This window comes from Mesorhizobium sp. KR2-14 (genome assembly GCF_040049255.1).
Lineage (GTDB): Bacteria > Pseudomonadota > Alphaproteobacteria > Rhizobiales > Rhizobiaceae > Pseudaminobacter.
In genome coordinates this window covers 83,217-100,577 of sequence record NZ_JBDZDR010000009.1, presented here as the reverse complement: position 1 = coordinate 100,577, position 17,361 = coordinate 83,217, and the positions used below count along the sequence as shown (strand labels likewise).

At 65.2% G+C, this 17,361-nt stretch carries 13 protein-coding genes; 6 read left to right on the top strand and 7 right to left on the bottom strand.

Going from position 1 to position 17,361, the window contains the following annotated elements; translation table 11 throughout:
* Positions 1-9: 9 nt before the first annotated feature.
* From ABLE86_RS19790 to ABLE86_RS19765, 6 genes are all read left to right on the top strand, one after another.
* Positions 10-639: an HD domain-containing protein gene (locus tag ABLE86_RS19790; protein WP_348780705.1), complete on the top strand. Its 630-nt coding sequence runs from the start codon at positions 10-12 to the stop codon at positions 637-639.
* Positions 636-1,721, top strand: a complete 1,086-nt coding sequence (locus tag ABLE86_RS19785; protein WP_348780704.1) for a carnitine 3-dehydrogenase — start codon at positions 636-638, stop codon at positions 1,719-1,721. Before ABLE86_RS19790 ends, ABLE86_RS19785 begins: the two co-directional genes overlap by 4 nt.
* Positions 1,722-2,078: 357 nt before the next feature.
* On the top strand, positions 2,079-3,242 hold the full coding sequence (locus tag ABLE86_RS19780) for an acyl-CoA dehydrogenase family protein (RefSeq protein WP_348780703.1): 1,164 nt from the start codon (positions 2,079-2,081) through the stop codon (positions 3,240-3,242).
* Positions 3,243-3,245: 3 nt separating this feature from the next.
* Positions 3,246-5,372 (top strand): acetate--CoA ligase family protein, encoded by a 2,127-nt coding sequence (locus ABLE86_RS19775; protein ID WP_348780702.1) that lies wholly within the window; start codon positions 3,246-3,248, stop codon positions 5,370-5,372.
* Between the two features lie 21 nt (positions 5,373-5,393).
* Positions 5,394-6,176 (top strand): carnitinyl-CoA dehydratase, encoded by a 783-nt coding sequence (locus ABLE86_RS19770; RefSeq protein WP_348780701.1) that lies wholly within the window; start codon positions 5,394-5,396, stop codon positions 6,174-6,176.
* Positions 6,177-6,200: 24 nt separating this feature from the next.
* On the top strand, positions 6,201-7,142 hold the full coding sequence (locus tag ABLE86_RS19765) for an alpha/beta hydrolase (RefSeq protein WP_348780700.1): 942 nt from the start codon (positions 6,201-6,203) through the stop codon (positions 7,140-7,142).
* Positions 7,143-7,405: 263 nt separating this feature from the next.
* Here ABLE86_RS19765 and ABLE86_RS19760 read toward each other — a convergent pair whose 3' ends face one another.
* From ABLE86_RS19760 to ABLE86_RS19730, 7 genes are all read right to left on the bottom strand, one after another.
* Positions 7,406-8,245 (bottom strand): alkaline phosphatase family protein, encoded by an 840-nt coding sequence (locus tag ABLE86_RS19760; protein ID WP_348780699.1) that lies wholly within the window; start codon positions 8,243-8,245, stop codon positions 7,406-7,408.
* A gap of 127 nt (positions 8,246-8,372) precedes the next feature.
* On the bottom strand, positions 8,373-10,040 hold the full coding sequence (locus tag ABLE86_RS19755) for an ABC transporter ATP-binding protein (RefSeq protein ID WP_348780698.1): 1,668 nt from the start codon (positions 10,038-10,040) through the stop codon (positions 8,373-8,375).
* On the bottom strand, positions 10,033-10,863 hold the full coding sequence (locus ABLE86_RS19750; protein ID WP_348780697.1) for an ABC transporter permease: 831 nt from the start codon (positions 10,861-10,863) through the stop codon (positions 10,033-10,035). Before ABLE86_RS19750 ends, ABLE86_RS19755 begins: the two co-directional genes overlap by 8 nt.
* A gap of 14 nt (positions 10,864-10,877) precedes the next feature.
* The gene (locus ABLE86_RS19745) at positions 10,878-11,834 is read right to left on the bottom strand and encodes an ABC transporter permease (protein ID WP_348780696.1); all 957 of its coding nucleotides are present in this window, start codon (positions 11,832-11,834) and stop codon (positions 10,878-10,880) included.
* Positions 11,835-11,850: 16 nt separating this feature from the next.
* Complete coding sequence (locus ABLE86_RS19740; protein WP_348780695.1) at positions 11,851-13,434, bottom strand: ABC transporter substrate-binding protein; 1,584 nt, start codon at positions 13,432-13,434, stop codon at positions 11,851-11,853.
* Between the two features lie 180 nt (positions 13,435-13,614).
* Complete coding sequence (locus ABLE86_RS19735) at positions 13,615-15,204, bottom strand: ABC transporter substrate-binding protein (RefSeq protein ID WP_348780694.1); 1,590 nt, start codon at positions 15,202-15,204, stop codon at positions 13,615-13,617.
* Positions 15,205-15,356: 152 nt separating this feature from the next.
* Positions 15,357-17,339 (bottom strand): CocE/NonD family hydrolase, encoded by a 1,983-nt coding sequence (locus tag ABLE86_RS19730; protein ID WP_348780693.1) that lies wholly within the window; start codon positions 17,337-17,339, stop codon positions 15,357-15,359.
* Positions 17,340-17,361 lie beyond the last annotated feature (22 nt).

Sequence of the window (17,361 nt, the reverse complement as noted above, 5' to 3'; positions counted from 1 at the left end):
GGAGACGCCATGGAAACGGTCAAGTTCACGGCGATGAAGGATGGCGACCGCGAGGATTACGCCTTCCTCACCGAGCACGAGATCGAGTTCGCCGCCAAGACCGGCGGGCGTCTTCTCGACGCGCTGGTAAAGCTCGACGAGAGCCTGTCGGGCTACAAGGTGACGCGGCTTGGCCACTCGGTTCAGGCGGCCACCCGTGCCTGGCGCGATGGCGCCGACGACGACTGGATCGTCTGCGCCCTCCTACATGACATCGGCGACATCTACGCGCCCTACAACCACGATGAATATGCAGCCGCGATCCTGCGGCCGTTCGTTCGCGAACAGTGCCACTGGGTGGTCGAGAAGCACGGGGATTTCCAGCGGCTCTATTACGCGCATCATGTCGGCGGCAATCGCCATGCGCGCGACAGGTTCGCCGGGCACCCCTATTACGACGACTGCGACCAGTTCTGCGAGCGGTGGGACCAGTCGAGCTTCGACCCCGACTTTGACACCCTGCCGCTCGATTTCTTCCGGCCCATCGTGGAGAAGGTGTTCTCCCGCCAGGCCTACGATCCCGCGGTCATCCGCGTCGGCGAGCGCGTCGCGCTCGTCAATCCCGAAATAGCCAGCCAGAGAGCCGGAGCATCCGCATGAGCAGTATCAAGAAAGCAGCCGCCATCGGCGGCGGAGTCATTGGCGCGGGCTGGGTCGCGCGTCTGTTGCTGAACGGCATCGACGTTGCGATCTACGATCCCGATCCCGAGGCCTCGCGCAAGGTCGACGAGGTGATGAAGGGCGCGCGCCGCGCCTATAAGCAGATGCTGCCCGGCGGCCTGCCCAAGGAAGGCAAACTGACCTTCGCCAAGACCATCGCCGAGGCGGTGACGGGCGCCGACTTCATCCAGGAAAGCGTGCCGGAACGGCTCGACATCAAGCACAAGGTGCTGGCCGAGATCGACGCCCATGCCCCGGCCGACGCGCTGATCGGCTCGTCCACCTCCGGCATCAAGCCCACCGACATGCAGCCGGCGCTGAAGCATCCGGAGCGCCTGGTCGTCGGCCACCCGTTCAACCCGGTCTATCTGCTGCCGCTTGTCGAGATCGTCGGCGGCGAGAAGACCACCGCGGCTTTCATCGACAAGGCGCGTGAGCTCTACGCTTCCATCGGCATGAAGCCGGTGGTGATCCGCAAGGAAATCGAGGCCTTCGTGGGCGACCGCCTGCTGGAAGCGGCCTGGCGCGAGGCACTGTGGCTGATCAAGGACGGCATCTGCTCGGTCGAGGAACTCGACGACATCATGCGCTACTCCTTCGGCCTGCGCTGGGCGCAGATGGGCATGTTCCAGGTCTATCGGATCGCCGGCGGCGAGGCGGGCATGCGCCACTTCATGGCCCAGTTCGGCCCGTGCCTGTCCTGGCCGTGGACCAAGCTGATGGACGTGCCGGAGTTCAACGACGAACTGGTCGATCTCATCGCCGGCCAGTCCGACGACCAGTCGGCGCAGTGGTCGATCCGCGAGCTCGAAAAGATCCGCGACGACAACCTCGTCGCCATCATGGAAGCGCTGGGCAAGCAGAACAAGGGCAAGGGTTGGGGCGCTGGCGAACTGCACAACGACTACACCAAGCGCCTCGCAAAACTGGCCGCCAAAAAGCCGGTTTCGAAGGCTGCCGCCAAGGCAAAGGCCGAGAAGCCGGTGAAGAAGGCGGCGGCGAAGAAGAGGGCCGCGGCGTAAGGTTCGTGTCGCTGAGGTTTTCGACCCCCACTCCGTCGCGCTGCGCGCGACACCATTCCGGGGCGAGCCACGGGTCTCGCCCGTCCTTCGGACCCCCCGATCGACGGGGGAGAGGAAAGACCGTCCGCGAAGCTGGCGCCCTTCCTCTCCCCTTTTGAGGGGGAGAGGTGCCGAGCGAAGCGAGGCGGAGTGGGGGGTAAGTCGCGCCATATGCAATTGCCTTGCCCCGTCGATCGAGGGTGGGCGAAGGACGGGCGAGACAGGTGGGGCGCCCCCGAATGGTGGTTTGCGAAGCAAACCGGAGTGGGGGTCGAATTCAAGGTGGCTGTACCGAGCCACCTGCATGGGAGGTTAATCATGGATTTCGGGCTTACCGAAGAACAGCGCCTGATCGTCGATACGACGCGGGCCTTTGTCGAAAACGAACTCTACCCGCATGAAGCGGAAGTCGAGCGCACCGGCCACCTGCGTCGTGAGCTGATCGACGAGATCAAGGCCAAGGCGATCGAGGCCGGTCTCTATGCCGCCAACATGCCAGCCGAAGTCGGTGGCGCGGGCCTCGATACGCTGACCTGGCTGCTCTACGAAAAGGAACTCGGCCGCGCCAACTATGCGCTGCACTGGACCTGCGTGGCGCGTCCATCCAACATCCTGCTCGCCGGCACGGACGAGCAGAAGGAAAAGTACCTCTATCCCTGCATCCGCGGCGAGAAGTGGGACTGCTTGGCCATGACCGAGCCCGGCGCGGGCTCCGACCTGCGCGGGATGAAGGCGAGCGCCGTGCAGGACGGCGACGATTTTGTCCTTAACGGCACGAAACACTTCATTTCGCATGCCGACATCGCCGATTTCGCCATCGTCTTCATGGCTTCGGGCGAGGAGGATTCTCCGCGCGGCAAGCGCAAGAAGATCACCGCCTTCTTCGTCGACAAGGGCACGCCGGGCTTCACCGTGCGTGACGGCTATCGCAACGTCTCGCATCGCGGCTACACCAACGCCATCCTGGAATTCGACAACTGCCGCCTGCCCAGGAGCCAGGTGCTGGGCGAGGTCCACAAAGGCTTTGAGGTTGCCAACAGCTGGCTCGGCGCAACCCGCCTGCAGGTCGCATCGACCTGTCTGGGACGTGCCGAGCGCGCGCTTGGCCATGCGATCGAATATGCCGCCCAGCGAGAGCAGTTCGGCCAGCAGATCGGCAAGTTCCAGGGTGTTTCCTTCAAGCTCGCCGACATGGCGACCGAGCTGAAGGCGGCGGAGCTTCTCACCCGCGAAGCCGGCTGGAAATACGACCAGGGGACCGTGACCGACCAGGACATGGCCATGGCCAAGCTCAAGGCTACCGAGGTTCTGGCCTTCATCGCCGACGAGGCGATCCAGATCCATGGCGGCATGGGCCTGATGGACGACCTGCCGCTGGAGCGCATCTGGCGCGACGCCCGCGTCGAGCGCATCTGGGAAGGCACGTCGGAAATCCAGCGCCACATCATCAGCCGCGCCCTGCTGCGCGCCGTGGGAGGCTGAGCCATGCTGCGTCTTGAACGGCTCCTGCGTCCCAAATCGATTGCGGTCATCGGCGGCGGCTCGTTTGCGCCTAACGTCGTCAAGCAGTCGCTGAAAATGGGCTTTGCCGGCGACATCTGGCCGGTGCACCCCAAGCGCGACGAGGTGGAGGGGGTAAAGGCCTATGCCTCCGTCGCCGACCTGCCGGGCGCGCCCGACGCCGTCTTCATCGGCGTCAATCGCTTCGCCACCATCGACATCGTTCGCGAGCTTTCCGAGCGTGGCGCGGGCGGCGCAATCTGCTTTGCCTCCGGCTTCCTCGAAGCCGGCGCCGACGATGAGGACGGCGAGCGGCTGCAGGCCGAGCTGGTTGTGGCGGCGGGCTCCATGCCTGTCATCGGGCCGAATTGCTACGGCCTGATCAACTATGCCGACGGCGCGCTTCTGTGGCCCGACCAGCATGGCGGCCAACGGCTGGAGCCGGGCACGCGCGGCGTGGCGATCATCACGCAGTCGTCCAACATCGCCTGCAACATCACCATGCAGCAGCGCGGTTTGCCGATCTCGTTCCTGATGACGGCCGGCAACCAGGCGCAGACGGGCCTTTCCGAAATGGCGCTCGGCCTGATCGAGGACGACCGCGTTTCCTGCCTTGGCCTGCACATCGAAGGTTTTGACAAGGTCGACGGCTTCGAGCGGCTGGCAGCACGGGCGCGCGAGCTGAAGAAGCCGATCGTGGCGATGAAGGTCGGCCGTTCCGAACAGGCGCGTGCCGCCACCGTCTCGCACACCGCCTCGCTGGCGGGATCGGACGCAGCGTCCGACGCCTTCCTGAAGCGCCTCGGCATTGCGCGGGTCAACTCGATCCCGTCCTTCCTCGAGACGCTGAAGCTTCTGCACGCCTTCGGGCCACTTCCCGGCTACACGCTGTCTTCGATGAGCTGTTCGGGCGGCGAAGCTTCGGTGATGGCCGACAGCGCGGAAGGCCGCAAAGTGCGCTTCCCGGCACTGACGCAGGAGCACTGGACCCGCGTCAAAGCTACGCTCGGCTCCTTCGTGGCGGTGGCCAATCCGCTCGACTACCACACCTTCATCTGGAACAACGAGCCGGCCATGACCGACACGTTCACCGCGATGGTGTCGGGCGGGTTCGATCTCAACATACTGGTGCTCGACTTCCCGCGCAATGACCGCTGCTCGGACGCGGACTGGTGGCCGACGGTACGCGCCTTCGAGTCCGCGCTGAAGACCAACAAGGCCCGCGGCGCCATCGTGGCCTCGATGCTCGAAAACGTCACCGAAGCCCATGCGGCAGAACTGTTTAAGCGCGGCATCGTGCCCCTGCAGGGCATCGTCGAGGCGATGGACGCGGCCGAGGCTGCGGCATTCATCGGTGAGGCGTGGGCGCGTCCGGCAAGCGGTGCCATCGGGTCGAATGCAAATTCGACTGCCGGTTCGGCCCGCAACACGCCCGACGAGGCCGAGGCCAAGGCACTTCTCCGTTCGGCAGGTCTTGCAGTGCCGCAGGGAGCCTGCGCGGCCAGCGTCGCGGAGGCTGTCGCGGCCGCCGAGAAGCTCGGCTTCCCCGTCGCGCTGAAGGCGTTGGGCGTTGCTCACAAGAGCGAGCTGGGCGCGGTGAAACTCAACCTCAAATCCACTGATGAAGTGCGGGTGACCGCCGAGGCTCTGCTGCCGCTCGGCACTGGCCTTTATGTCGAGCGCATGGTGGAGGGCGGCGTTGCCGAACTCATCGTTGGCGTCACGCGCGATGCGCTTTTCGGCCCGGTCATGACCGTGGGCACCGGCGGCGTATTGGTCGAGCTGCTGAAGGATAGCGCCACGCTGCTTTTGCCGGCATCGCGCGAAGAGGTCGAGGCGGCGCTGAAGAGCCTGCGGCTCTACCCGCTGCTCGACGGCTATCGCGGCCGCGCCAAGGCCGATGTGGCGGCGGCGGTGGACGCGATCCTCGCCATTTCGCGCTTTGTCCAGGAACGCGCGGCCACGATCGAGGAACTCGACGTGAACCCGCTGATCGTCTGCGGCGAGGGCAAGGGAGCCTGGATCGCCGACGCGCTGCTGGTGACGAGCGAAGGCGAGGCGGCAGTGGCCGCTTCTCACGAGAAGAAGGTTGCGGTTGCGGCCGAAGGCTGAGCTGCCAGGGAGGTTTCCAAAATGTCCGATGTCATAAAAACCCGGCGCGAAGGCGCCATTCTCGAAGTCACGCTCGACAGGCCCAAGGCCAATGCGATCGACCTCGCCACCTCGCGCCTGCTGGGCCTGACCTTCCAGTCTTTCCGCGATGATCCCGAGCTGCGCGTTTGCATCGTCAAGACGGCCGGCGAAAAGTTCTTCTCCGCCGGCTGGGACCTGAAGGCCGCTGCCAATGGCGATGCCGTCGACGGCGACTACGGCGTGGGCGGCTTCGGCGGCCTGCAGGAACTGCGCGACATGAACAAGCCGGTCATTGCCTGCGTCAACGGCATGGCGGTGGGCGGCGGCTTCGAGCTGGCGCTCTCCTGCGACCTGATCTACGCCTCCGAGCATTCCTCATTCGCGCTGCCGGAAATCAAGGCCGGTACGCTCGCCGATGCGGCGACGATCAAGCTGCCCAAGCGCATTCCCTACCATGTCGCCATGGACCTTTTGCTGACCGGCCGCTGGATGGATGCGGCCGAGGCGCATCGCTGGGGCCTCGTCAACGAGGTGCTGCCGGCCGACAAGCTGGAAGACCGCGTCTGGGAGATCGCCCGGCTGCTCGCCGGCGGCCCGCCACTGGTCTTCGCCTCCATCAAGGAAGTGGCTCGCAAGGCCGAGGCGATGGAGTTCCAGGACGCCATGAACTGGATAACCAAGCGCAAGTTCCGCACCGTCGACGAGCTCTACGCCTCGGAAGACAACATGGAAGGCTTTCGCGCCTTCGCCGAAAAGCGCGACCCGGTGTGGAAGGGCAAATAGCATGGCAGTGCAGGAGGACGACCGATGACCGACTACAGCAAGCTGATCGATGCCGAGACCTGGGCTTTCATCGACCGCACCAACAGCTTCTATCCGCCGGACGCGGTCGACCACAGCGTGGAGGAGCAGCGGCGCACCTACGACCGGATGTGCCGCGAGTTCCATGCCGGCTATCCCGCAAGCGTGACGGCGGCGGATTCCGCCGTCGAAACGCCGACCCACAACATCCCCGTCCGCATCTATCGCAACGCCGAGCCGAACGACGCGGCGGTGGTGCTCTATTTCCACGGCGGTGGTTTTATCCTCGGCGGGCTCGACAGCCACGACGACGTCTGTGCCGAAATCTGCGAGCGCACCGGCTATGAGGTGGTGTCGGTCGACTACCGTCTGGTGCCGGAGCACATTCATCCGGCGGCCTATGACGATTGCCGCGCCGCTTTCGAATGGGCGGCGAAGACCTATACGCAGCCGATTGTTCTGTGCGGCGACAGTGCCGGCGGCAATCTCGCGGCGGCCGTGTCGCACACCACGCGCGGCCATGCCCGCGCGCCGATCGGCCAGGTGCTGATCTATCCGGGCTTTGGCGGCAAGCTCGGGCAGGGTTCCTATGTGACCCATGCCGAGGCGCCGCTACTGACCGTGCGCGACATGGACTATTACAAGCAGATGCGCTCGGGCGGTAAGGACGTGTCGGAGGATGCCACTTTCGCAGCCTTCAACGACAGCGATTTTTCCGGCTTGCCGCCCACGGTCATCATCTCCGCCGAATGCGATCCGCTGTCGGACGACGGCCGCGACTATCGCGACCGGGTGCTGGCCAATGGCGGCAAGGCCTGGTGGTTCAACGAGCCGGGCCTGGTGCACGGCTATCTGCGCGCCCGCCACACCGTCGGCCGTGCGCGGGAGAGCTTTACGCGCATCGTGGATGCGGTGCGCGCGCTTGGAAAGGGTGACTGGCCGTATTGAGCGCGTTCCGTAGCGCGGCGTCTCCCTCCCCCTTGAGGGGAGGGTGGCCCGGAGGGCCGGGAGGGGTCGGTCCATGCCGCGCCCTGCTATAACTGGAGCGCGGTAAGGACAAGTCGCGCACTGCCGGCCCTCCGCTATGGCTCCGGGCGTTCGGCGTTCGAAAAGCCAAATCATTGGCTTTTCGCGGCCTTCGGCCACCACTCCTCACCCCCTCAAGGGGGAGGGATAGTCGCGCGCTTCATCCTCGCGGCGCGCTTCGGGGCTTATCCCAAGAACGGCTTGGCCTTCATCGTGCTCGGAATCTCCACGCCGAGCCGGTCAAGCACCGTCGGCGCAAGCTGCAGCTGGTCGAGCAGAACATCTCCCTGCGGGCCTTCGCCTTGGCCAAAATAATACAGCGCAAAATCCTGCTGGTCGGCTTCCGAGCCGCCGTGGTGGCCGCGGTCGGTCTGGCCATGGTCGGCGGTGACCATCACTTCGTAACCAGCCTCCAGCCATTTCGGCAGGAAGGCGGCCAGCATGCCGTCCATGGCGTAGCAGGCATGGTCCATTTCGCCGCAGTCGTGGCCGTAGCGGTGGCCCATGGAGTCCAGCGTGCAGGTGTGCAGGATGCCGTAGTCGATGCCGTGGCGCTTGGTCAGCATGGTCAGCGTTGCGAACAGGTCGACGTCGCTCGGCGTCATCTGGTTCTTGTGGTTGTAGCCGGTCATGGTGTGGAAGCGGCCATGGGTGATCGGGCCGCCGGGCTCGTCATATTCCATGTCTTCGACGAGATCGAAGGGGTAACGGTTGAAGAATTCCGACCAGTAGGAATGGGTTACCGCGCCGGTCTTGCCGCCGGCCTTCGATATTTCGGAAAACAGGTCGGGCTGCTCGACGCGAAAGCGATCCTCGTTGGAGCGGATGCCGTGCACCTGCGGCGACACGCCGGTGTGGATGGAGGCATAGCAGCAGGCCGAGGTGGAGGGCAGCACGGAGCGCATCTTCCAAACGCGCGCATCGCCCGACTGCACCCAGCCTTCGAGATTGCCGAACAGCCGGCGCCAGTTGCGATAGGGCACGCCGTCGAGGATGATGAGCAACAGCTTGTTCTTCAGCGCCATGGGCCGCTCCAATGTCAAAGAAATCCCGAGAACCGAATCGGTTCTCGGGAAGGATGATACGTAGAATCAAGCGGTTAGGCAGTCGTTGCGCGCCCGAAATTGACGCGCAACGATGTGGCCGGCCGGGTCAGTTCCCCGCGCTTTCCATGCGGCGCCCCGCGATGGCCTTCTCCAGCCAGCCCACTTCCATCTCCGGGACGGAGGAGAGCAGCAGGTCGGTATAGGCGTCGAACGGCGGCTTCAGCACTTCGCTCTTGGGCCCATAGCGCACGATCTCGCCGCGATACATCACCGCGATGGAGTCGGCTATCGCCTTCACCGTGGCGAGGTCGTGGGTGATGAAGAGATAGCCGACCTGCTCTTCTTTCTGCAGTTCGAGCAGCAGTTGAAGGATGCCGTGCGCCACCAGCGGGTCGAGCGCCGAGGTGACCTCGTCGCAGATGATCAGGCTCGGCTTGGCCGCCAGTGCTCGGGCGATGCAGACGCGCTGCTTCTGGCCGCCCGACAGTTCGGCCGGGTAACGGTCGACAAAGCCCTTGCCCATCTCGATCTTGTCGAGCAACTCGGCCACGCGCCTGTCGCGCTCGCGCCCGCGCAGGCCGAAATAGAACTCCAGCGGCCGGCCGATGATGGTGCCTACCGTCTGGCGCGGGTTCATCGCCACATCGGCCATCTGGTAGATCATCTGCAACTGGCGCAGGTCTTCCTTGCTGCGGTCGGCTAGCCGGTTGGGCAGGGTGCGGCCGCCGAAGGTGATGCTGCCTTCGAGTGGCGGCAAAAGGCCGGTGATGGCCCGGCCCAGCGTCGACTTGCCCGAGCCGGATTCACCCACCACGGCCAGCGTCTGCCCGGCAGGAATCTCGACCGAGACGTTCTTCAGCACCTTGATGGCGCCGCCGCCATAGGCCGCGGTGACGTTCTTGACCGACAGGGCCGGGGCCTTGCCGGGCGCGTGCTCCTCGTGCTCGATCTGGTGAACCGAGACCAGCTGGCTGGTGTATTCCTGCGTGGGCCGGGTGATGATCTGGCGCGTATCGCCCCATTCCACCAGCTTGCCGTGCCGCAACACCGCGATCTCGTCGGCCACTTGCGCCACAACCGCGAGGTCGTGGGTGATGTAGAGCGCGGCGACGCCGGTGTCGCGGATCGCCTCCTTGATCGCGGCCAGCACGTCGATCTGGGTGGTGACGTCGAGCGCGGTGGTCGGCTCGTCGAAGACGATCAGGTCGGGCTCCGAGCACAGCGCCATGGCGGTCATGACGCGCTGTAGCTGGCCGCCGGAGACCTGGTGCGGGAAGCGATTGCCGATGTTTTCCGGGTCCGGCAGGCTGAGCTTGCGGAAGAGATTGACCGCGCGCTTCTCGGCCTCGGCGCGGCTGCAGACGCCGTGCTTGAGCGAGGCCTCCACCACCTGCTTCATCAGCCGGTGGGCGGGGTTGAAGGCAGCCGCCGCCGACTGCGCGACATAGCAGACCTCGCGCCCGCGCAAGGCGCGCAGGCCGCGCTTGCCGCCCCTGAGGATATCGCGGCCGTTGAGGACGACCTCGCCGCCGGTGATGCGCACGCCGCCGCGACCGTAGCCCATCGAGGACAGGCCGATTGTGGACTTGCCGGCACCCGATTCGCCGATGAGCCCGAGCACCTTGCCGCGCTCGAGCGACACCGACACACCATCGACGATGACGATGTTGCGCGGCGCCTCGCCCGGAGGATAGACGGTGGCCTCGATCTTGAGGTTGCGGATGTCGAGCAGCTTGCCGGCTGCTTCGGCGGTCTGGGATACGAGCCTATCCATTGCCGCGGCCTCCCTTCAGGTCGGTGGTGCGGTTGAGGATCCAGTCGGCCACGAGGTTGACCGAGATGGCCAGCACCGCGATTGCGGCGGCAGGGATGAGAGCGGCCGGAATGCCGAACACGATGCCTTCCTTGTTTTCCTTGACCATGCCGCCCCAGTCGGCCTCCGGCGGCTGCACGCCGAGCCCGAGGAAGGACAGTGCCGACAGGAACAGCACTGCGAAGATGAAGCGCAGGCCAAGCTCCGCCACCAGTGGCGAGAGCGCGTTGGGCAGGATCTCGCGGAAGATGATCCAGCCGCGGCCTTCCCCGCGTAGCTTGGCCGCCTCGACATAGTCCATGACGTTGATGTCGACGGCGACCGCGCGGGCGAGGCGATAGACGCGGGTGGAATCGAGCACGCCCATGACCAGGATCAGCGTCGCGATATTGGCCGGTAGCACCGAGAGCACCACCAGCGCGAAGATGAGCGTGGGGATCGACATCAGAAGATCGACGCCGCGCGACATGGTCTGGTCGAGCCAGCCGCCGATGACCGCGGCGGTGAAGCCGAGGATCGAGCCCATGGTGAAGGACAGGGCGGTGGCGAGGGCCGCAATCAGGATGGTGGTGCGCGCGCCAAAAATCATTCGCGAGAGCAGGTCGCGGCCGAGATTGTCGGTGCCCAGCCAGTGGGTGGACGACATCGGCTCCCACACGTCGCCGACGATCGCGGCGTTGGGGAAGGGCGCCACCCACGGCGCGAAGACGGCGGCGAAGACGAACACGCCGGTGACGATGAGCCCCAGCCAGGCGCTGAGTGGTATGTTTTTCAAGGTCAGCATCTTGTCCGTCCCCCTTACTTCGGATGCCTGAGGCGCGGATTGGACACGATGGCGGTGATGTCGGCGATGATGTTGAGCGCGATGTAGACGGCCGCGAAGATCAGGCCGCAGGCCTGCACCACCGGCACGTCGCGTTTGGCGACGTGGTCGACGAGGTACTGCCCCATGCCGGGGTAGACGAAGATGACTTCCACCACGACCACGCCGACAACGAGATAGGCGAGGTTTAGCATCACCACGTTGACGATGGGCGCAATCGCATTGGGGAAGGCGTGTCGGCGGATGATCTCGAAGGGCGAGAGCCCCTTCAGCTCGGCCGTCTCGATATAGGCCGACTGCATGACGTTGAGGATGGCTGCGCGTGTCATGCGCATCATGTGCGCCAGCACCACCAGGGTCAGCGTGGCGGCCGGCAGGGCTATCGCCTTCATGCGGTCGAGGATGGACATGCCGTCATAGACGGTCGAGACGCTGGGCAACCACTGCATCTGCACGGCCACGAAATAGATCAGCAGGTAGCCGATGAAGAATTCGGGCAGAGAGATCGAGGCCAGCGTGAAGCCGGAGATGAACTTGTCGACGAAGCCGTTCTTGTGGCGCACGGCGATGAGGCCGAGGATGATGGCCAGCGGCACCGAGATGACCGCGGCCCAGAAGGCCAGAAACAGCGTGTTCTTCAGCCGGCCGCCGAGCGAGGCGGCGATGTCCTGCCCGTTGGACAGGGCGGTGCCCATGTCGCCGTGCAGCATGCCGAACAGCCAGCGGAAATAGCGCACATAGGCGGGGTCGTTCAGGCCCAGCTGCTCGCGCAGGTTGGCGAGCGCCTGCGGCGTCGCGGATTGGCCGAGGATGGATTGCGCCACGTCGCCCGGGAGGATCTGCGTGCCGACGAAGATCAGCACCGAAACGGCGAGGAGCAGGAGCAGGCCCAGCGCAACGCGCTGGGCCACCAGTTTCAGGAGTGAGGACATCTGTGCAGGGCCGGGATCAAGCCTGGACCCAGCACTTGGACAGGGCGTAGCCCCCCATCATCTCCTGGTTGCCGTCCGCGGCCCAGCCCGCGACCTTCGGCCCGGTCGCGTCGATGAAGTCGTTGAACATCGGCGTGATGACGCCGCCCTCGTCGCGCACCATCTCGCCCATCGACTTGTAGAGCGCGACGCGCTTGTCCTTGTCGAGTTCGGAGCGGGCCTGGAACAGCAGCTTGTCGAAATCCTCGCGGACGAAGCGGGTGTCGTTCCAGTCGGCCTTGGAATAGTAGGCGGTGGCGTACATCTGGTCCTGCGTCGGGCGTCCGCCCCAGTAGGAGGCCGAGAAGGGCTGCTTGTTCCACACTTCCGACCAGTAGCCGTCGCCCGGCTCGCGCTTGACCTCGATGGTGATGCCGGCCTTGGCCGCGCTCTGCTGGTAGAGCTGGGCCGCATCGATGGCGCCGGGAAAGGCGACGTCGGAGGTGCGCAGCAGCACGGGGCCGTCATGCCCCGACTTCTTGAAGTGGAAGGCCGCCTTTTCGGGATCGAACGTGCGCTGCTCGATCTCGGCGAAGAGCGGATAGGACTTGTTGATCGGCGTGTCGTTGCCGACCGAGCCATAGCCGTGCAGGATCTTCTGCACCATCTCCTCGCGGTCGAGCGCGTATTTCAGCGCCAGGCGCAGATCGTTGTTGTCGAAGGGCGCGGTGTTGCAGTGGGCGATGAAGACGTAGTGGCCCTTGCCGGCGACGTTCTGGATGGTGACGCCCGGCACGCGCTTGATGAGATCGACGATCTTGGGCTCGACGCGGTTGATCATGTCGACCTGGCCGCCCTGCAGCGCCGAGGAGCGGGCGGTGGCGTCGTTGATGACGATAATCTCGACCGTGTCGGCGAAGCCGCGGTCGTCGCGCCAGTAATTGGCGAAGCGCTCACCGACATGGCGCACGCCCGGCTCGTTGACGACGACCTTGTAGGGGCCGGTGCCGATGCCGGCGCCGGGATCGTCCTTGCCGCCGTTGGGCTGGATCATCAGGTGGTAGTCGTCCAGCAGGTAGGGCAGGTCGGCATTGGCATCCTTGAGGGTGAAGACGACGTTCTGGCCGTCCACCTTGATGGAATCGATGCCGCCCATGATGCCGAGCGCGCCCGACTTCGACTTCTCGTCGGAATGGCGTTCCATGGTGGCGAGAACGTCGTCGGGGGTCAGTTCCTTGCCGTTGTGGAACTGCACGCCCTTGCGGATCTTGAAGGTCCAGGTCTTGGCGTCGGCGGAAGCGCCCCACTCTTCGGCCAGGCAAGGCTTGACGTCGCCCTCGGGTGAAAGCTGGACGAGCTGCTCGCCCCACTGGCGGCCGAACTTGTAGGGAACCTGGCTCTGCCAGGAAGCCGGGTCGAGGCTGTTGGTGGATTCGCCGCCCTGCATGCCAGCCTTCAGCGTGCCGCCCCTCTGCGGGCCTTCCGCGCGCGCGGCGCTGCCGAGCAGGCTGTTGGCGAAGGTGGCAGTCACGCCCAGGGCGGCCGCGCGACCCAGGAAATCGCGGCGGCTGAGCTTGCCCGTAACGACACGACGGCTCAGAAACTTCAATTCTTCGGACATACTTGGTTCCTCACTCCGGTTAGGTGACTGTGGTCAGTCTTGTAATTGGTTATTGGGCAGATATTGCGCGGAAGACTTTGCCTTCGGCAAGGCGAATTGCGACATTACGTGGCGTAAATTGGGTGCAGGCTGTGGACCAAGGGGCGCCGTCGAGCTGGCGCCCCCCAAAGAGAGACCACGTCAGGCGGTCAGCCAGCACCTGGCCAGTGCCAGGCCGCTCATCAATTCGCCCGACGGGTAGGGCACATAGCCGCCCACCTTGTCGGACACGGCGTCGATCCAGTCGTTGTACATCGGGATGATCGCGCCGCCCTCGTCACGCACCATGAGCGCGATGTCGCGATACATGGCCTTGCGCTTGCTCTCGTCGAGCTCGGCGCGCGCGGCCGCGACCATCTTGTCGAAGTCCTCGCGCTGGAAGCGGGTCTCGTTCCAGTCGGCCGTCGACAGATAGGCGGTGGAGTACTGCTGGTCCTGCGTCGGGCGGCCGGTCCAGTAGGAGGCCGAGAACGGCTTCTTGTTCCACACCTCGGCCCAGTAGCCGTCGCCGGGCGCGCGCTGCACGTCGAGCTGGATGCCGGCCTTGGCGCAGCTCTGCTGGAACAGCTGGGCGGCGTCGACGGCACCGGGGAAGGCGACCTCGGAGGTGATGAGCTGGATGGGGCCGCTGTGGCCGGACTTCTTGAAGTGGAAGGCCGCCTTTTCCGGATCGAACACCCGCTGCTCGATGTCTTCCGGGAACAGCGGGTAGGACTGGTTTACGGGGATGTCGTTGCCGACCGAGCCGTAGCCGCCGACGATCTTGTCCACCATCTCCTGCCGGTCGATCGCGTATTTCAGCGCGAGCCTCAGGTCGTTGTTGTCGAAGGGCGCGGTGTTGCACTGCATGGCGAACACGTAGTGCGCGCCGCCGGCGATGTTCTGGATGGTGATGCCGGGAATGCGCTTGACCAGATCGACGATCTTGGCCTCGACGCGGTTCATCATGTGGATCTGGCCGCCGCGAAGTGCGGCCATGCGGGCGGTCGAATCATTGATGACCACGATTTCGACCTGGTCGGCGAAGCCTGCATTGTCGGCATCCCAATAGCCTTCGTGGCGGGTGCCGACATCGCGCACGCCGGGCTCATGCGAGGCGATCTTGTAGGGGCCGGTGCCGATGCCGGCCTGCGGGTTGTCCTTGCCGCCATTGGGCTGGATGACGAGATGATAGTCCGACATCAGGAAGGGCAGGTCGGCATTGGCCTCCTTCAGCGTGATGACGAAGTCGTTGCCGTCGACCTTCATGGTGTCGATGCCGCGCAGCACGCCGAGCGCCCCCGACTTGGTCTCGGGGCCGGCATGGCGCTCGATGGTGGCCAGCACGTCGCTGGCGTCGAGCTCCTTGCCGTTGTGGAAGGTCACGCCCTTGCGGATCTTGAAGGTCCAGGTCTTGGCGTCGGCCGAGGAGCCGTATTCCTCGGCCAACCGGTGGACGATCTTGCCGGTCTCGTCGATGTCGATGAGCTTTTCGCCCCAGCAGCGGGTGAAGGCGCCGGTGACCTGGTTGTTGATCGCGGCGGGGTCGAGGCCGTCGGTTGATTCGCCGCCCTGCAGGCCCGCCTTGAGCACGCCGCCCCGAACGGGCCCTTCAGCGCGCACGGCGCTGCTCAGAACCGAGTTGGCGAGCGTGGCGCTGACGCCCAATGCCGCGGCACGGCCGAGAAAATCACGGCGGTTGAGTTTGCCGGCGGCTACGCGCCGGCCCAGAAATTCGAGTTCAGCCGACAATGACTTCTCCTCCATGCATGTCGTCTAGACGGGCGATGCTCCTCCACCGTCCTGTCAGGGATAGTGGAGGGCCTGCCGCCGCTGCGTAAGGCAGATTGCGACATGTGGCGACGCAATTGGCGCGTCGCTTTTAGGATATCGAAGTTTTCAGGTCAAATATGGTCGCGCGAAATTTCATTCTTGAAATCGCGCTCGAATATCAGTTCTGCTCCTTCGTAGGCTTCAATCCGGCCAGTGACGTAGAAATTTTTCGCGTCAGAACGCATGGTCGAAAAAGTTTTGGTGCGCAGCGACCATTCATTTCGCGACAAGGTCGAGCTCCAGTGCGTTTCGCCGCGCGCCGATAACGGATCGTCCGGATTGATGGTCCACCATTCGCGCGTGACGCCGCCTTCGACGAGGCCGTGGTCCAGGTCGCGGTACTGGCCGGAATCATCGACGATCGTCAGCGTCACCATGCCGGTCTTCTCGTCGCGAGTGACATGGCGCTCAGAATTGGCTTCGCGCAGCGTCTCGATGGCCCAGGGCGTGGCGGCCTCCGGTTCCGGGAAGCTGGCTTCGTCGCCCGTGGCGAGCGGCCGCACCGGCAGGTGAAGCGTGGCCTGTGAGAGCGTGAGCCGCACCGGCTCAGGCGAAGGCCAGATGGCCGGCCAGTAGGCGGTGGAGACGGCCACGCGCAGGCGGTGGCCGGCGGGCAGGCGGTAGGCGCACTGGTCGAGCACGATGCGGGCCTCCACCACCTCGCCCGGCTTCAGAGCTTCGGGGAATTCGTGGCTGTTGCGGTGGGTGAGGTTGAGCACGCCGTAGCAAATCAGTTCCGACGCGCCGTCCGGATGCACGTCGCAGAGGCGCACGGCGATATTGGCCTGCGGCTTGTCGGAGGCGAGGCGCACGACGACCTCCGGTGCACCGACGATATCGATGGCTTCGGCTGCCGGCGGCTGGTCGAAGCAGACCGAGCGGGCGTCGTCAGGGCGCTGGTCGCCCGGCAGTTCGGGGCCATAGGTGAAGGGGAAATATTCGCCGCCCGCAAGGCCGCAATCCTGCGGCGAGGCGACGAGGGCGGTCGCGGAAGTGCCGGACAGCAACTCGATCTCGCGGGCTTCGATGCGGGGCGAGGGCCACTGCGATTCGGCGATCCAGCGGCCGGGCCGCGCGTCATGCCAGCGGGAAGGGCGCACGCTATCCATGACCCAGGCGCGGTAGGCGGGGTCGTTCTCGGCGCCGTTGTCGATGCCCTTCAGCCAGCGGTCCCACCAGCGCAGCGCCACCTGCAGAAAGCCGATGGCCGGCTGGGGGGCAGCGAAATGCGGATATTTGTGGATCCACGGACCGACGATGCCCGCCACCGGCGCGGAGATGTTGGAGACGAGGTGCGAGACGGTGTTGCGATAGCCGTCATGCCAGCCGCCGATGGCAAGCACGGCGGCTTTGATGGCGGAATAGTCCTCGCAAACCGAACCGCGCTTCCAATAGGCGTCGCGGCGCTGGTGGCCGAACCATGTTTCTGCGAGGAAGGGCTGGTGCTCCAGCCGGTGCAGCCACATCTCGCGCCACTTGTCGCCCACCAGCGCCGGATCGGGCGAGCGCGACGAATAGGACAACATGGTCGAGGCCCAGCCGAAATTCTCGTTGAGCAGGCAGCCGCCCTTGTAGTGGATGTCGTCGGCGTAGCGGTCGGTGGTGGAGCAGAGCGTGATGATGGCCTTCAGCGCCGGCGGCTGCAGGGCGGCCACCTGCAGCGAATTGAAGCCGCCCCAGGAAATGCCCATCATGCCGACATTGCCATTGCTCCACGGCTGTGCCGCCGCCCAGGCGATCACGTCGCAGGCGTCCTGCCATTCCTGGTCGGTGTATTCGTCGTCCATCAGCCCGTCGGAATCGCCATTGCCGCGCATGTCGACGCGGATGCAGGCATAGCCATGGCCGGCGAGATATGGATGGGTGAGGCAGTCGCGCGCGGTGGTGCCATCGCGCTTGCGGTAGGGCAGGTGTTCGAGAATCACCGGCACTGGAGCCTGCTCGGCATCCTCCGGCATCCACACGCGCGCCGAAAGCCGGCAGCCGTCGGGCATGACGATCCCCATGTCGGGATGTTCGACGACCTTGCGCGGAAATTCGGTGACGGTTTTCATGAATGCCTCTCCTGCCTGCATC

Coding starts and splice junctions, on each gene's coding strand:
- ABLE86_RS19770 (WP_348780701.1), top strand. CDS start 5,394: ATGTCCGATGTCATAAAAACCCGGCGCGAAGGCGCCATTCTCGAAGTC.
- ABLE86_RS19745 (WP_348780696.1), bottom strand. CDS start 11,834: ATGTCCTCACTCCTGAAACTGGTGGCCCAGCGCGTTGCGCTGGGCCTG.
- ABLE86_RS19765 (WP_348780700.1), top strand. CDS start 6,201: ATGACCGACTACAGCAAGCTGATCGATGCCGAGACCTGGGCTTTCATC.
- ABLE86_RS19755 (WP_348780698.1), bottom strand. CDS start 10,040: ATGGATAGGCTCGTATCCCAGACCGCCGAAGCAGCCGGCAAGCTGCTC.
- ABLE86_RS19750 (WP_348780697.1), bottom strand. CDS start 10,863: ATGCTGACCTTGAAAAACATACCACTCAGCGCCTGGCTGGGGCTCATC.
- ABLE86_RS19730 (WP_348780693.1), bottom strand. CDS start 17,339: ATGAAAACCGTCACCGAATTTCCGCGCAAGGTCGTCGAACATCCCGAC.
- ABLE86_RS19760 (WP_348780699.1), bottom strand. CDS start 8,245: ATGGCGCTGAAGAACAAGCTGTTGCTCATCATCCTCGACGGCGTGCCC.
- ABLE86_RS19790 (WP_348780705.1), top strand. CDS start 10: ATGGAAACGGTCAAGTTCACGGCGATGAAGGATGGCGACCGCGAGGAT.
- ABLE86_RS19740 (WP_348780695.1), bottom strand. CDS start 13,434: ATGTCCGAAGAATTGAAGTTTCTGAGCCGTCGTGTCGTTACGGGCAAG.
- ABLE86_RS19780 (WP_348780703.1), top strand. CDS start 2,079: ATGGATTTCGGGCTTACCGAAGAACAGCGCCTGATCGTCGATACGACG.
- ABLE86_RS19775 (WP_348780702.1), top strand. CDS start 3,246: ATGCTGCGTCTTGAACGGCTCCTGCGTCCCAAATCGATTGCGGTCATC.
- ABLE86_RS19785 (WP_348780704.1), top strand. CDS start 636: ATGAGCAGTATCAAGAAAGCAGCCGCCATCGGCGGCGGAGTCATTGGC.